This window comes from Streptomyces sp. NRRL B-24484 (assembly GCF_000717715.1).
GTDB lineage: Bacteria > Actinomycetota > Actinomycetes > Streptomycetales > Streptomycetaceae > Kitasatospora.
In genome coordinates, this window is record NZ_JOAI01000006.1 from 110,594 (window position 1) to 125,520 (window position 14,927).

Sequence of the window (14,927 nt, forward strand, 5' to 3'; positions counted from 1 at the left end):
TACCGCTCGACCGGGCGGAACGCCCAGGTACGGGGCATAGACTGCGGCCGGTCCGCCCGTACCCGCGTCCGAGGAGCCGCCCGCATGAACGAGCCCGTCGCCACCGCCTCCGCCGCCGAGACCGACCGCGGCCCCGCCGCCTCCCGCCGCACCCTGCTGTGCGGCGCGGCAGCCGTGCTCGCCGCGGGCGGCACCGTCGCGGTCACCGGCTGCTCGTCCTCGGGGTCCTCCGGGTCCTCGGGTTCGTCCGGCTCGACGGGCGGCTCCGGCGGCACCCAGGCGCAGAACGCCGCCCCGGTCGAGCTCGGTCCGGCCGCCGACATCCCGGTCGGCGGCGGCAAGGTCTTCCGCGAGCAGAAGATCGTGGTCACCCAGCCCGCCGCGGGCGAGTACAAGGCCTTCAGCGCCAAGTGCACCCACGCCGGCTGCATCGTCGACGAGGTCAAGGACAAGACGATCGACTGCCCCTGCCACGGCAGCCGCTTCTCGATCACCGACGGCGCCGTCGAGGGCGGCCCCGCGCCCAAGCCGCTCCCCTCCTACAAGGTGGCCGTCGTCAACAACAACGTCCAGGTCACACCCGCCTGATCGGTTCGCGGCCGCACCCCGGGAAACCGGCCACGGGCGGTCATCGGCAGTCGGTACGGTAGGGGGCATGGCAGACCCGTCCACCTACCGTCCGGCGCCCGGTGCGATCCCGCTCTCACCCGGGGTGTACCGGTTCCGCGACGAGCACGGCCGGGTCATCTACGTCGGCAAGGCCAAGAGCCTGCGCCCCCGGCTCTCCTCCTACTTCCAGGACCTCGCCGGTCTGCACCCGCGCACGGCCACCATGGTCACCACCGCCGCCTCGGTCGAGTGGACGGTGGTCGGCACCGAGGTCGAGGCGCTGCAGCTGGAGTACTCCTGGATCAAGGAGTTCGACCCCCGCTTCAACGTCAAGTACCGCGACGACAAGAGCTACCCCGAGCTCGCCGTCACCCTCAACGAGGAGTTCCCCCGCGTGCAGGTCATGCGGGGGGCACACAAGAAGGGCGTGCGCTACTTCGGCCCGTACGGCCACGCCTGGGCCATCCGCGAGACCGTCGACCTGCTGCTCCGGGTCTTCCCCGTCCGCACCTGCTCCAACGGCGTCTTCAAGCGCGCGAGCCAGGTCGGCCGGCCCTGCCTGCTCGGCTACATCGGCAAGTGCGCCGCGCCCTGCGTCGGCAAGGTCACCGCCGACGAGCACCGCGACCTCGCCGAGGAGTTCTGCGACTTCATGGCCGGCCGCACCGGCGGGTACCTGCGCCGCCTGGAGCAGCAGATGCAGGAGGCCGCCGCCGCCATGGAGTACGAGAAGGCGGCCCGGCTGCGCGACGACATCGGCGCCCTCAAGCGCGCCATGGAGAAGAACGCGGTCGTCCTCGCCGACGGCACGGACGCCGACGTGCTCGCCCTCGCCGAGGACGAGCTGGAGGCCGCCGTCCAGATCTTCCACGTCCGCGGCGGCCGGGTCCGCGGCCAGCGCGGCTGGATCACCGACCGGGTCGAGGACGTCGACACCGCCTCCCTGGTCGAGCACGCCCTGCAGCAGCTGTACGGCTCCGGCACCGAGAACGTGCCCCGCGAGGTGCTCGTCCCGGCGCTGCCCGAGCCGCCCGGGCCCGTCCGCGAGTGGCTCACCGGCCTGCGCGGCGCCCAGGTCGACCTGCGCGTCCCGCAGCGCGGCGACAAGAAGGACCTGATGGCCACCGTGCACCGCAACGCCCAGCAGGCGCTCGCGCTGCACAAGACCAAGCGGGCCTCCGACCTCACCACCCGCAGCCGCGCCCTCCAGGAGATCGCCGACGCGCTGGAGCTCGACTCCGTGCCGCTGCGCATCGAGTGCTTCGACATCTCCCACCTGCAGGGCGAGGACGTGGTCGCGTCCATGGTCGTCTTCGAGGACGGCCTGGCCCGCAAGAGCGAGTACCGGCGCTTCCAGATCAAGGGCTTCGCCGGGCAGGACGACGTCCGCTCGATGCACGAGGTGATCGGCCGCCGCTTCCGCCGCTACCTCCGGGAACGCGAGCGGACCGGCGAGTGGGTCGTCCCCGAGGACACCGGCCCCGACGGGGCTCCCGACGGCATCACGGGCATCACCGGCGCCGACGGCACGGACGGGCTCGCCGAGGACGCCGCCGCCGGCCCCGTCGACCCGGAGACCGGCCGCCCCCGCCGCTTCGCCTACCCGCCGCAGCTGCTGGTCGTCGACGGCGGGCAGCCGCAGGTCGCCGCCGCCCGCCGGGCCCTCGACGAGCTCGGCATCGACGACGTCGCCCTCTGCGGCCTCGCCAAGCGGCTGGAGGAGGTCTGGCTGCCCGGCCAGGACGACCCCGTCGTGCTGCCGCGCACCAGCGAGGGCCTCTACCTGCTGCAGCGCGTGCGCGACGAGGCGCACCGCTTCGCCATCGCCTACCAGCGCTCCAAGCGCTCCAAGCGGCTCACCACCGGCGGGCTGGACGCCGTGCCCGGGCTCGGCGAGACCCGCCGCCAGGCACTGCTCAAGCACTTCGGTTCCCTCAAGCGGCTGCGGGCCGCCACCGTGGACGAGCTGTGCGAGGTGCCCGGGATCGGCCGCCGCACCGCGGAGACTGTTGCGGCCGCGTTGGCCTCCCGGCCACCTGCCGCACTCGCGGTGAACACCGCCACCGGCGAGATCATTGACGACAGCGCCGACCCTGCCGGGGCCGGCGCACCCCGGGAGACGCCATGACGGCCGATGACGCCCGTCGCCGCGCGGACCCCGGCACCGCCCCCGCCGGCGGTGCCGGGAAGCACCGACGGGTCCGGGGCGTTCTTCCGAAGCGAACCACCGAGAGCGGGGAACCGAAGTGAACGTGTCCGACGTGGGCGACAACGCACCGGAGCTGGTGATCATCTCCGGTATGTCCGGCGCCGGCCGGAGCACCGCGGCCAAGTGCCTGGAGGACCTGGGCTGGTTCGTGGTGGACAACCTGCCGCCCGCGCTGATCCCCACCATGGTGGACCTCGGCGCCCGCTCCCAGGGCTCGGTGCCCCGGATCGGTGCCGTCGTCGACGTCCGCGGCCGCAGCTTCTTCGACGACCTGCTCACCTCGCTGGAGGAGCTGGAGAAGCGCGGCGTGCGGCTGCGCGTCGTCTTCCTGGACTCCTCGGACGAGGCGCTGGTGCGCCGCTTCGAGTCCGTCCGCCGCCCGCACCCGCTGCAGGGCGACGGCCGGATCGTCGACGGCATCGCCCAGGAGCGCGAGCTGCTGCGCGACCTGCGCGGCGAGGCCGACCTGGTGATCGACACCTCCAACCTCAACGTCCACCAGCTGCGCGCCAAGCTCGACGCCCAGTTCGCCGACCACGACGAGCCCGAGCTGCGCGCCACCGTGATGTCCTTCGGCTTCAAGTACGGCCTGCCGGTCGACGCCGACCTGGTGGTCGACTGCCGCTTCCTGCCGAACCCGCACTGGGTGCCCGAGCTGCGGGCCCACACCGGCACCGACAGCGACGTGGCCGACTACGTCTTCAAGCAGCCCGGTGCCCAGGAGTTCCTGGACGGCTACGCAGAGTTGCTGAGGATCGTGACCGAAGGGTATCGCCGGGAGGGCAAGCGCTACATGACTCTTGCCGTAGGCTGCACCGGTGGCAAGCACCGCAGCGTCGCCATGTCCGAGCGGCTGACCAGGCGTCTGATCGCGGACGGCGTCGAAACGGTGCTCGTCCACCGCGACATGGGCCGGGAGTGACCGGCCGGGGCTGACCCCGGCGGGCCGCCCGCGGCCCGGCCCACGGGAGCACGAGACAGGAACATGGGGTCGGTGTGACGGGATACTCGCCAGCACGGCAGTTCCAGCAGAGGTCTGGCGAGCGAGCCCCGGCCGGAGGCAGTCCGGCTGCCCAGAAGTCGCGTCCCGGCGCGCCCAAAATCACCGCGCTCGGCGGCGGCCAGGGGCTGTCCGCCTCGCTGTCCGCGCTGCGCCGGCTCACCAACGAGCTGACCGCCGTTGTCACCGTCGCCGACGACGGCGGCTCCAGCGGGCGGCTGCGCACCGAGCTCGGCGTGCTGCCCCCGGGCGACCTGCGCAAGGCGCTCGCCGCGCTCTGCGGCGACGACGACTGGGGCCGCACCTGGTCCGAGGTCATCCAGCAGCGCTTCACCGGCGACGGGGACCTCGGTGGCCACGCCGTCGGCAACCTGCTGATCGTCGCCCTCTGGGAGAAGCTCGGCGACCCGGTCGAGGCGCTCAACTGGGTCGGCCGGCTGCTCAACGTGCAGGGCCGGGTGCTGCCGATGTCGGCCGTCCCGCTGGACATCGAGGCGGAGGTCCGCGGGCACGACCCGGCCCGCCCGCACGAGCTCACCGCCGTCCGCGGCCAGGCCAGCGTCGCCGTGACCCCCGGCACCGTGCAGTCGGTCCGGCTGCTGCCGGAGGAGCCGCCCGCCGTGCCGGAGGCCGTCGAGGCCGTGCTGGAGGCGGACTGGGTGGTGCTCGGCCCGGGCTCCTGGTTCACCAGCGTGCTGCCGCACCTGCTGGTGCCCGAGCTCGCCAAGGCGCTGGTCGGGACCCGCGCGCGCCGGCTGCTCACGCTCAACCTCGCGCCCCAGCCGGGCGAGACCGAGGGCTTCAGCCCGCAGCGGCACCTCGACGTGATCGCCGACCACGCGCCCGACCTCGCGGTGGACGCCGTGCTGGTCGACGAGCGGGCGGTCACCGGCGGGGCCTTCGGCCTCGCCGACCTGGCCGGGCTGGAGAAGGCCGCCGAGCGGATGGGCGCGGCCCTGGTGCTCGGCCGGGTCGCCCGGGCGGACGGAACCCCGCGACACGACCCGGAGCTCCTGGCGGCTGCGTACGACCGGATTTTCCGGACACATGGAAGGATCGGCCCATGGCGATGACTCCTGCGGTGAAGGACGAAATCTCCCGGCTCCCGGTCACCCGGGCGTGCTGCCGGAAGGCCGAGGTCTCGGCGATCCTGCGGTTCGCAGGCGGTCTGCACATCGTGAGCGGCCGGATCGTGATCGAGGCGGAGCTGGACACGGCCATCGCGGCCCGGCGCCTGCGCAAGGACCTGCTGGAGATCTTCGGACACTCCTCCGACCTGGTGGTGATGGCCCCGGGCGGGCTGCGCCGCGGCAGCCGGTACGTGGTCCGGGTGGTCAAGGACGGCGAGCTGCTGGCCCGGCAGACCGGCCTGGTGGACGGGCGCGGACGGCCGATCCGCGGTCTGCCGCCGGCCGTGGTGTCCGGGGCGACCTGCGACGCCGAGGCCGCCTGGCGCGGCGCCTTCCTGGCGCACGGCTCGCTCACCGAGCCCGGCCGGTCCTCCTCGCTGGAGATCACCTGCCCGGGTTCGGAGGCGGCGCTCGCCCTGGTCGGCGCGGCGCGCCGGCTGGGCATCCCGGCCAAGGCCCGCGAGGTCCGCGGCGTCGACCGGGTGGTCATCCGGGACGGTGACGCGATCGGCGCGCTGCTGACGCGGTTGGGGGCGCACGAGGCGGTGCTCGCGTGGGAGGAGCGCCGGATGCGGCGCGAGGTCCGTGCCACCGCGAACCGGCTCGCGAACTTCGACGACGCCAACCTGCGCCGCTCGGCGCGCGCGGCGGTCGCGGCGGGCGCGCGCGTGCAGCGCGCGCTGGAGATCCTCGGCGACGAGGTGCCCGAGCACCTGGCGGCCGCGGGCCAGCTGCGGATGCAGCACAAGCAGGCCTCGCTGGAGGAGCTCGGCGCGCTCGCCGACCCGCCGCTCACCAAGGACGCGGTGGCCGGCCGGATCCGCCGCCTGCTGGCGATGGCCGACAAGCGCGCCGCCGAGCTGGGGCTGCCGAGCACCGAGGCCAACCTCACCGACGAGATGGCGCTCAGCTGACAATCGGTGTCGCTATTCGGACACATAAAGGGGCGCGGGGAACCGCGCGAATCGGAAGGCGCGACACCGCGTCCGGTGATTCGCGCCGTTCCCCGCGCCCCTTTGTGCACGGGGGTCACAGGAGTTACCAGCGGGTAATCCGACGGCTCGCTCAGGGCCGTCCGGGGCGGAGAGGCGATGTGCCCGGCGGAGCCGCGGGGAGGTAGGGTCATGGGTGGTCGGGGACATCCCATTTCAACCCCCGTCGGAATTCAGTCCGGCGTACCTAAGAGGAGATCGGTTCGTGACGATCCGGGTAGGCATCAACGGATTCGGCCGCATCGGCCGCAACTTCTTCCGTGCGGTTCAGGCTCAGGGCGCGGACATCGAGATCGTCGGTGTCAATGACCTGACCGACACGAAGACCCTCGCGCACCTGCTCAAGTACGACTCGATCCTCGGCACCCTGCAGTCCGAGGTCTCCCACACCGCCGACAGCATCACCGTGGACGGCAAGACCTTCAAGGTCGTCGCCGAGCGCGACCCCGCGAACCTCCCCTGGGGCGAGCTGGGCGTCGACATCGTCATCGAGTCCACCGGTATCTTCACCAAGGCCGAGCTTGCAAAGAAGCACGTCACGGCCGGCGCGAAGAAGGTCATCATCTCGGCGCCCGCGACGGACGAGGACGTCACCATCGTCATGGGCGTCAACGACGACAAGTACGACCCGGCGAACCACACCGTCATCTCGAACGCCTCCTGCACCACCAACTGCGTCGCCCCCCTGGCGAAGGTGCTGAACGAGAACTTCGGGATCGTCAAGGGTCTGATGACCACGGTCCACGCGTTCACCAACGACCAGGTCACGCTGGACTTCCCGCACAAGGACCTGCGCCGCGCCCGTGCCGCGTCGCTGAACATCATCCCGACCTCGACGGGTGCCGCCAAGGCCACCGCCCTGGTCCTGCCCGAGCTCAAGGGCAAGCTCGACGGCACCTCGCTGCGCGTCCCGGTGCCGACCGGTTCGATCACCGACCTGGTGGTGACCCTGGAGCGCGAGGTCACCGTCGAGGAGGTCAACGCGGCCTTCCAGAAGGCGGCCGAGGGCGACCTCAAGGGCATCCTGCAGTACACCGAGGACCCGATCGTCTCCTCCGACATCGTCAACTCGCCGTTCTCCACGATCTTCGACTCCCTGATGACCATGGCCCAGGGCAACCAGGTCAAGATCTTCGGCTGGTACGACAACGAGTGGGGCTACTCGAACCGTCTCGTCAACCTGACCACGCTCGTCGGCGGCCAGCTCTGACCCCTGCGCGGGAGCTGACGTGATGTGAGGTGCGGGGCCCGGAAGGCTGACGCCGTCCGGGCCCCCGCTTCGCGTCCCGACCCTCGCCCGTCGTGTCATCCGGTGGCCCGCCGCCGTGCCGCCGACACGCACCACCTTCCTCGGGAGACCCAAGACCGTGAAGACGATCGAAGACCTCCAGGTCGCCGGCGAGCGGGTGTTCGTCCGCGCCGACCTGAACGTGCCGCTGTCCGGCGGGACGATCACCGACGACGGCCGGATCCGCGCCGTCGCGCCGACCATCGCCAAGCTGGTGCAGGCCGGCGCCAAGGTGGTCGTGGCCTCGCACCTGGGCCGCCCGAAGGGCGAGCCCGACCCGCAGTACTCCCTCGCGCCGGTGGCCGTCCGCCTCGGCGAGATCCTCGGCGTCCCGGTGGCCTTCGCCACCGACACCGTGGGCGCGAGCGCGAAGGCCGCGGTCGACGCCCTGGCCGACGGCGAGGTCGTGCTGCTGGAGAACCTGCGCTTCAACGCGGGCGAGACCGCCAAGGACGACGCCGAGCGCGGCGCCTTCGCCGACGAGCTGGCCGCCCTGGCCGACCTCTACGTGGGCGACGGCTTCGGCGCGGTGCACCGCAAGCACGCCTCGGTCTACGACCTGCCGGCCCGGCTGCCGCACGCGGTCGGCGACCTGATCGCCACCGAGGTGGGCGTGCTGAAGCGGCTCACCGACGAGGTGGCCCGCCCGTACGTGGTGGTGCTCGGCGGATCGAAGGTCTCCGACAAGGTCGGCGTGATCGAGAACCTGCTCGGCAAGGCCGACAAGATCCTCATCGGCGGCGGCATGATGTACACCTTCATCGCGGCCCAGGGCCACGGGGTCGGTGCCTCGCTGCTGCAGGAGGACCAGATCCCGGTCGTCCAGGACTACCTGAAGCGCGGCGCCGAGCAGGGCGTGGAGTTCGTGATCCCGGTGGACACCGCGGTGTCCGGCTCGTTCCCGGACGTCAAGAACGGCGCCCCGGTCGAGGACTTCGCCGTGGTCGACGTGGACGCGATCCCGGACGGCGCGCTCGGCCTGGACATCGGCCCGAGGACGGCACAGCTGTTCGCGGAGAAGATCGCCGACGCGAAGACCGTGTTCTGGAACGGCCCGATGGGCGTGTTCGAGCACCCGGCGTTCGCCGAGGGCACCCGGGTCGTGGCCCAGGGCCTGATCGACTCCGACGCGTTCACCGTGGTCGGCGGCGGCGACTCCGCCGCGGCCGTCCGCACCCTGGGCTTCGACGAGACGAAGTTCGGGCACATCTCGACCGGCGGTGGCGCAAGCCTCGAGTACCTGGAGGGCAAGACCCTCCCCGGTCTCGCCGCCCTGGAAGGCTGAGGAAGATGACTGAGCGCCTCCCGCTGATGGCGGGCAACTGGAAGATGAACCTCAACCACCTCGAGGCCATCCAGCACACCCAGAAGCTGGCCTTCGCGCTGGCCGACAAGGACTACGAGGCCGTCGAGGTCGCCGTGCTGACCCCGTTCACCGACCTGCGGTCGGTGCAGACGCTGGTCGACGGCGACAAGCTGAAGATCAAGTACGGCTCGCAGGACATCTCGCAGTACGACTCCGGCGCCTACACCGGTGAGATCTCCGGCCCGATGCTGTCCAAGCTGAAGTGCACCTACGCGGTGATCGGCCACTCGGAGCGCCGCCAGTACCACGGCGAGAACGAGGAGATCGTCAACGCCAAGGTGAAGGCCGCCTACCGCAGCGGCATCACGCCGATCCTGTGCATCGGCGAGCCGCTGGACGTCCGCAAGGCGGGCACCCACGTCGCGCACACCCTGGCGCAGCTGGACGGCGCGCTGGAGGGCGTGCCGGCCTCGGACGCGGAGACGGTCGTCGTCGCGTACGAGCCGGTCTGGGCGATCGGCACCGGCGAGGTGGCGACCCCGGAGGACGCCCAGGAGGTCTGCGGTGCGATCCGCGCCCGCCTGGCCGAGCTGTACGACGCGGAGCTGGCCGGCAAGGTCCGCATCCTGTACGGCGGTTCGGTGAAGTCCTCCAGCGCGGCCGGCCTGATGGCCAAGCCGGACGTCGACGGCGGTCTGATCGGCGGTGCCTCGCTGGACGCCGAGGAGTTCGTCAAGATCGTGCGCTACCGCGAGCAGGCAGTAGGCTAACGCCGCCGCAGCAACGTAGGCTTTGGGGCCGGACCGCTTCCACGCGGCCCGGCCCCTTCGCCGAAGATACGAGAGAGTTGGTCCCGCCGTGGTTCTCGGGTTCTCGATTGCCCTGATCATCTTCAGCCTGCTGATGATCCTCCTGGTGCTGCTGCACAAGGGGAAGGGCGGCGGCCTGTCCGACATGTTCGGCGGTGGCGCGATGTCCACCGGCGGCGGCTCCGCGGTGGCCGAGCGGAACCTCGACCGCATCACGATCCTGGTCGGCCTCGCCTGGTTCGCCTGCATCGTGGTGCTGAGCCTGCTGCTCAAGTACAAGTAGCCGACGTCGCGTCCGGCCCCGTCCGCGCGGGCCGGAGCCCGGTTTGTCAGGCGGTGGTGGCAGAGCTTTAACTGCCGCTTACACTAGGACGACTTCGCCACCGTCCGCACTGCCGCGGCCGGGCGGCACCAGCACGCAGGGAGTCCAACCGTGGCAAGTGGCAACGCCATCCGAGGAAGCAGAGTCGGCGCAGGCCCCATGGGCGAGGCGGAGCGCGGCGAGTCCGCCCCCCGTACCCGGATCTCCTTCTGGTGCGCGAACAAGCACGAGACGCGCCCCAGCTTCGCCGCCGAGGCGGCGATCCCGGAGACCTGGGACTGCCCGCGCTGCGGGTTCCCGGCAGGCCAGGACGAGCACAACCCCCCGGCGCCGGCCCGCAACGAGCCGTACAAGACCCACCTCGCGTACGTGCGCGAGCGCCGCACCGACGCCGACGGCGAGGCCATCCTGGCCGAGGCGCTGGCCAAGCTCCGCGGCGAGATCTGAGGGGAACACGCGAAGGGCGCCGCCGTCACCGGTGGCGCCCTTCGCGTGTTCCCGGCGTACCGTCCCCCGTAGCACCGACCTGGAGTGACCCGTGCGCAAGCTGACCCACGCCGAGTACCTGGGGATGCGCAGGTTCGACGCGCTCGACGGTCTCCGCGCCTTCGCCGCGGTGATCGTGGTGCTCTTCCACTTCGCCGGGCCGCGGGCGGCGTTCCTCTCCGGCTGGATCGGGGTGCACGTCTTCTTCGTGGTCTCCGGGTTCCTGATCACCACGCTGATGCTCCGTGAGCGCGACCGGACCGGCCGGATCTCCCTGCGCGACTTCTACCTGCGCCGGATCTTCCGCATCGTGCCGCTGTACTACGTCGTCCTGGCGGCGACCGTGGCCACCCAGTTCCGCCACGGCGGGTCGTGGCGGCTGCTCCGCGACCACCTGCCGCACTATGCGACCTTCCTCAACGAGTACGACCTGGCTCCCGGCACGCCGTTCCTCCACTCCTGGACGATCGGCATCGAGCAGAAGTTCTACCTGGTCTGGCCGTTGGCGCTGATCCTGGCCGGTGCGGTCGCGCTCCGGCTGCGGATCCCGGTGGCGCTGCTCGGCATCGCGGTGCTGCTGGTGCCGTTCTCCCCGGCGTGGGAGTCGCTCGCCGTCCACTACGCGGTGCTGATGACCGGTGCCCTGCTGGCCCTCGTCCTGCACAGCCGCCGCGGGTTCGCCCTGCTCGCCCCGCTGACCCACCCGGTGGCCGGGGCCGTGGTCGGCGCCGCGTTCGTGCTGCTCCACCTGTCGGTGCCCCGGCTCACCGCCGTCCTGCACGGCCAGGGCCACACCGTGGTGGTCTACGGCGTGGGCGTGGCGCTGCTGCTGCCCTCGCTGCTCGGTCCGGGGGCCGGGCGCTGGCTGCTCTCCCGCCGCCCGCTGGTCTTCGTCGGCGAGCGCTCGTACGGCCTCTACCTGGTGCAGGTGCTGGCCGCGTCCGCGGTCTTCGGCATGGCACCCGAGTTGCGTCACAACTCCCCGCTCGCCGGCCTGGTGGTGGCGTCCTTCGCGCTGCTCGCGGCGGACGTGCTGTACCACCGGGTCGAGCAGCCGATGATCGCCCTCGGCCGGAGGCTGATCCGGCGGCTGGACGACCGCGGTGCCGGCGGCCGGCCGACCCCGCCCGTCCCGGAGGCCGGGCCGGCCGCCGGTGAGCGGACGGCCGCTCCGGCCGCCGCCTGACCCCGGACGCACCTGCGCCCCGCCGGACGACCTGTCCGGCGGGGCGCACGCGTGTGCCGGGGCTTCCTCAGGCCGAGGCCGGCGGGTACAGCTGGGGCGGCAGTTCGGCCGCTGCGGAGCGGTCGAGCAGCCAGAGGGTCCGGGCGGTGCCGTAGGCGCCGGAGGCGGGTGCCTGGAGTTCCCCGGGGCCGCGCAGGGCGAGGGAGACCGCCCCCGCCTTGTCCTCGCCGGCGGCGAGCAGCCAGACCTCACGGGCCGCCCGGATCGCCGGGAGGGTGAGCGAGATCCGGGTGGGCGGCGGCTTCGGCGCCCCGCGGACGCCGATCACGGTGAGCTCCTGCTCCCGGACACCGGGGTGCTCCGGGAAGAGCGAGGCGACGTGGGTGTCCGGGCCGACGCCGAGCAGCAGCACGTCGAAGGCCGGCACCCCGGCGTGCTCGCCGGGGCCGGCGGCCTTGGCGAGCTCCTCGGCGTACCGGGCCGCGGCGGCCTCGACGTCCGAGCCGTCCACGCCGTCCGAGGCCGGCATCTCGTGCACCCGCGCCGGGTCCAGCGGGACGCGGTCGAGGAGCTCGGCACGCGCCTGCACGGCGTTGCGGTCCGGGTCGGCGGCCGTGACGAAGCGCTCGTCGCCCCACCAGAGGTCGAGCCGCGCCCAGTCGACCGCGTCGCGCGCCGGGGAGGCGGCGATCGCGGCCAGCAGGGCGTTGCCGTTCCGCCCGCCCGTCAGCACCACCGAGGCGGTGCCGCGGGCGGACTGGGCGTCCACGATGCGGGTGATCAGCCGGGCCGCCGCGGCCTGCGCCATCAGCTCCTTGTCCCGGTGCACCACCAGTTGCGGGGTCGCCGCCGTCACGAGGCGCTCCGCTTGCGCGGGGCGGCCTTCTTGCCGGCCGGCTTCTTCGCCGCCGACCCGGCCTCGACCGGCTCGGCGTCCACTGCCTCGGCCTCGACCGGCTCGGCGTCCACTGCCTCGGCCTCGACCGGCTTGTCGGCCGGCAGCTTGGCGGTGACCCGGGCCGGGGCCGCGACCTCGGCCGGGACGGCGTCGGCCGACGGTGAGGCCTCCTCCGGAAGCTTCTCGCGCAGCCGGTCCACCGGGGTGCGGACGGCCGTCGCGTAGATGTCGTCCGGGTCGAGCCGGCGCAGCTCCTCCGCGATGAGCTCGGCGGTGTCGCGGCGCTTGAGCGCGACCATCCGGTCCGGCGATCCGGGCATGGACAGCGTGCCCATCAGGCCGTCGGGACGGTCCAGGACGATCTCGCCGTCCTGGGTGCGCAGCCGGACGGCGGTGATGCCGGGGCCGCCGGTGACGATCCGCTCGACCGGGACCCGCAGCCGGTTGGTCATCCAGAGGCCGAGCAGCTCGACGCTGGGGTTGTACGACTCGCCCTCGACGACCGCGCCGGTGATCGCGGTGGGCCGCTGGTCGAGCGCGGCGGCCAGCATGGAGCGCCAGCCGGTGATGCGGGTCCAGGCGAGGTCGGTGTCGCCGGGGGTGTAGCTGGCGGCCCGCTGGGCGAGCTGGCCGACCGGCGACTCGGCGGTGACGGCGTCGGTGATGCGCCGCTGGGCGAGCGCGCCGAGCGGGTCGTTCGCCGGGTGCAGCGGGGCGTTGTCCGGCCACCAGACGACCACGGGGGCGTCCGGCAGCAGCAGCGGCAGGACGACCGACTGGGCGTGCGCGGCGAGCTCGCCGTGCATGCGCAGGACGACCGTCTCGCCGGAGCCCGCGTCGCTGCCGACCAGGATCTCGGCGTCCAGGCGGGTCTCGGCCCGGGCGCGCGGCGAGCGCCCGGCCCGCTTGATGACCGCCAGGGTGCGCGAGGGGTGCTCGCGGGAGGCGTCGTTGGCGGCCTTGAGGGCGTCGTAGGCGCTGCCCTCGTCGGTCACGATCACCAGGGTGAGCACCATGCCGGCCGCGGTGGAACCGCTGGCGCGGCGGGCGTCCATCAGCGCCGCGTTGATCCGGCTGGAGGTGGTGTGGGTCAGGTCGATCTTCATGGCCGGCGCCAGCTCCTGCCGTCTCGTGCGAGCATCTCGTCAGCCTCGATCGGGCCCCACGTGCCGGCCGCGTACTGCGCGGGCTTGTCGTGGGCGTCCCAGTACCGCTCGATCGGGTCGAGGATCTGCCAGGAGAGCTCGACCTCCTGGTGCCGCGGGAAGAGGTTGGCGTCGCCGAGCAGCACGTCGAGGATCAGGCGCTCGTACGCCTCCGGGCTGGACTCGGTGAAGGACTCGCCGTAGGCGAAGTCCATCGTGACGTCGCGGACCTCCAGCGCGGTGCCGGGCACCTTGGAGCCGAACCGCACGGTGACGCCCTCGTCCGGCTGTACCCGGATGACCAGGGCGTTCTGCCCCAGCTCCTCGGTGGCGTAGGAGTCGAACGGCAGGTAGGGGGCGCGCTGGAAGACGACCGCGATCTCGGTCACCCGGCGGCCGAGGCGCTTGCCCGTCCGCAGGTAGAACGGGACGCCGGCCCAGCGCCGGTTGTTGATCTCCAGCTTGATCGCCGCGTAGGTGTCGGTCTTGGACTCGGGGTTGATGCCGTCCTCGTCCAGGTAGCCGACCACCTCCTCGCCGCCCTGCCAGCCGGACGCGTACTGGCCGCGCACGGTGTGCTTGCCGAGGTCGGCGGGGAGCTTCACGGCGCTGAGCACCTTGAGCTTCTCGGCGACCAGGGCCTTGGGGTGGAAGGACGCGGGCTCCTCGATGGCGGTGAGCGCCATCAGCTGGAGCAGGTGGTTCTGGATGACGTCGCGGGCCGAGCCGATGCCGTCGTAGTAGCCGGCGCGGCCGCCGATGCCGATGTCCTCGGCCATGGTGATCTGCACGTGGTCGACGTAGGACCGGTTCCAGATCGGCTCGAACATCTGGTTGGCGAAGCGGAGCGCCAGGATGTTCTGGACGGTCTCCTTGCCGAGGTAGTGGTCGATCCGGAAGACCTCGTCCCGGGGGAAGACCTCGTGGACGATCCGGTTCAGCTCCTGGGCGCTCTCCAGGTCGTGGCCGAACGGCTTCTCGATCACCGCGCGGCGCCAGGAGCCCTTCGGCGGGTCGGTCAGGCCGTGCTTCTTCAGCTGCTGGACGACGGTCGGGAAGAACTTCGGCGGCACCGACAGGTAGAAGGCGAAGTTGCCGCCCGTGCCCTGGGCCCGGTCGAGGTCCTCGATGGTCTTCCGCAGGGTGTCGAAGGCCTCGTCGTCGCCGAAGTCGCCCTGGACGAACCGCATGCCCTTGGCGAGCTGCTGCCAGACCTCCTCGCGGAACTGCGTGCGCGCGTGCTCCTTGACCGCGTCGTGCACCTCCCGCGCGAAGTCCTCGTCCTCCCACTCGCGGCGGGCGAAGCCGACGAGCGAGAAGCCCGGCGGCAGCAGGCCTCGGTTGGCCAGGTCGTAGACGGCCGGCATGAGCTTCTTGCGCGACAGGTCGCCGGTCACGCCGAAGATCACCAGGCCGGACGGCCCGGCGATCCTCGGCAGCCGGCGGTCCGCCGGATCGCGCAGCGGGTTGGAGGGCTGCAGGGGGTCACCCTGCCCGACCTCGGCCCCCTCGACATCGGGAAAAGCAGGGGTGTTGCTCACTGGTGT

The 14,927-nt window shown here is 72.4% G+C and carries 14 protein-coding genes; 11 read left to right on the top strand and 3 right to left on the bottom strand.

Annotation, left to right across the window (positions count from 1 at the left end; all coding sequences use genetic code 11):
• Positions 1–84 precede the first annotated feature (84 nt).
• The 11 genes from IE98_RS0107840 (at position 85) to IE98_RS0107890 (ending at position 11,337) form a co-directional block, all read left to right on the top strand.
• Positions 85–588: a Rieske (2Fe-2S) protein gene (locus IE98_RS0107840; RefSeq protein ID WP_030266383.1), complete on the top strand. Its 504-nt coding sequence runs from the start codon at positions 85–87 to the stop codon at positions 586–588.
• Between the two features lie 67 nt (positions 589–655).
• Positions 656–2,737, top strand: a complete 2,082-nt coding sequence (gene uvrC, locus IE98_RS0107845) for an excinuclease ABC subunit UvrC (RefSeq protein WP_030266385.1) — start codon at positions 656–658, stop codon at positions 2,735–2,737.
• A gap of 172 nt (positions 2,738–2,909) precedes the next feature.
• Positions 2,910–3,740: an RNase adapter RapZ gene (gene rapZ, locus IE98_RS0107850; RefSeq protein WP_234443457.1), complete on the top strand. Its 831-nt coding sequence runs from the start codon at positions 2,910–2,912 to the stop codon at positions 3,738–3,740.
• A gap of 74 nt (positions 3,741–3,814) precedes the next feature.
• The gene (locus IE98_RS0107855) at positions 3,815–4,891 is read left to right on the top strand and encodes a gluconeogenesis factor YvcK family protein (RefSeq protein WP_030266392.1); all 1,077 of its coding nucleotides are present in this window, start codon (positions 3,815–3,817) and stop codon (positions 4,889–4,891) included.
• Positions 4,882–5,862, top strand: coding sequence for a DNA-binding protein WhiA (gene whiA, locus IE98_RS0107860; protein WP_030266394.1), 981 nt, complete (start codon positions 4,882–4,884; stop codon positions 5,860–5,862). Before IE98_RS0107855 ends, whiA begins: the two co-directional genes overlap by 10 nt.
• 283 nt (positions 5,863–6,145) lie before the next feature.
• Positions 6,146–7,150, top strand: coding sequence for a type I glyceraldehyde-3-phosphate dehydrogenase (gap, locus tag IE98_RS0107865; RefSeq protein WP_030266396.1), 1,005 nt, complete (start codon positions 6,146–6,148; stop codon positions 7,148–7,150).
• Between the two features lie 157 nt (positions 7,151–7,307).
• Complete coding sequence (locus tag IE98_RS0107870) at positions 7,308–8,513, top strand: phosphoglycerate kinase (protein ID WP_030266398.1); 1,206 nt, start codon at positions 7,308–7,310, stop codon at positions 8,511–8,513.
• Positions 8,514–8,518: 5 nt separating this feature from the next.
• Positions 8,519–9,304, top strand: a complete 786-nt coding sequence (tpiA, locus tag IE98_RS0107875) for a triose-phosphate isomerase (protein WP_030266401.1) — start codon at positions 8,519–8,521, stop codon at positions 9,302–9,304.
• An 88-nt stretch (positions 9,305–9,392) separates the two neighbouring features.
• Positions 9,393–9,626 carry a preprotein translocase subunit SecG gene (gene secG / locus IE98_RS0107880; protein WP_030266403.1) on the top strand — a complete coding sequence of 78 codons (234 nt, stop codon included), beginning with the start codon at positions 9,393–9,395 and terminating at the stop codon, positions 9,624–9,626.
• Between the two features lie 198 nt (positions 9,627–9,824).
• A complete protein-coding gene (locus IE98_RS0107885; protein WP_030266405.1) occupies positions 9,825–10,112 on the top strand; it encodes an RNA polymerase-binding protein RbpA in 288 nt (95 codons plus the stop codon).
• A gap of 91 nt (positions 10,113–10,203) precedes the next feature.
• On the top strand, positions 10,204–11,337 hold the full coding sequence (locus IE98_RS0107890) for an acyltransferase family protein (protein WP_052390259.1): 1,134 nt from the start codon (positions 10,204–10,206) through the stop codon (positions 11,335–11,337).
• A gap of 67 nt (positions 11,338–11,404) precedes the next feature.
• On the opposite strand, the gene pgl is transcribed toward IE98_RS0107890, so the two are convergent.
• From pgl to zwf, 3 genes are read right to left on the bottom strand one after another with little or no spacing between them, the layout of a single operon-like run.
• The gene (gene pgl, locus IE98_RS0107895; protein WP_052390283.1) at positions 11,405–12,145 is read right to left on the bottom strand and encodes a 6-phosphogluconolactonase; all 741 of its coding nucleotides are present in this window, start codon (positions 12,143–12,145) and stop codon (positions 11,405–11,407) included.
• A 44-nt stretch (positions 12,146–12,189) separates the two neighbouring features.
• A complete protein-coding gene (gene opcA / locus IE98_RS0107900) occupies positions 12,190–13,341 on the bottom strand; it encodes a glucose-6-phosphate dehydrogenase assembly protein OpcA (RefSeq protein WP_030266415.1) in 1,152 nt (383 codons plus the stop codon).
• Positions 13,338–14,861: a glucose-6-phosphate dehydrogenase gene (zwf, locus tag IE98_RS0107905; protein ID WP_030266418.1), complete on the bottom strand. Its 1,524-nt coding sequence runs from the start codon at positions 14,859–14,861 to the stop codon at positions 13,338–13,340. Before zwf ends, opcA begins: the two co-directional genes overlap by 4 nt.
• Positions 14,862–14,927: the final 66 nt, after the last annotated feature.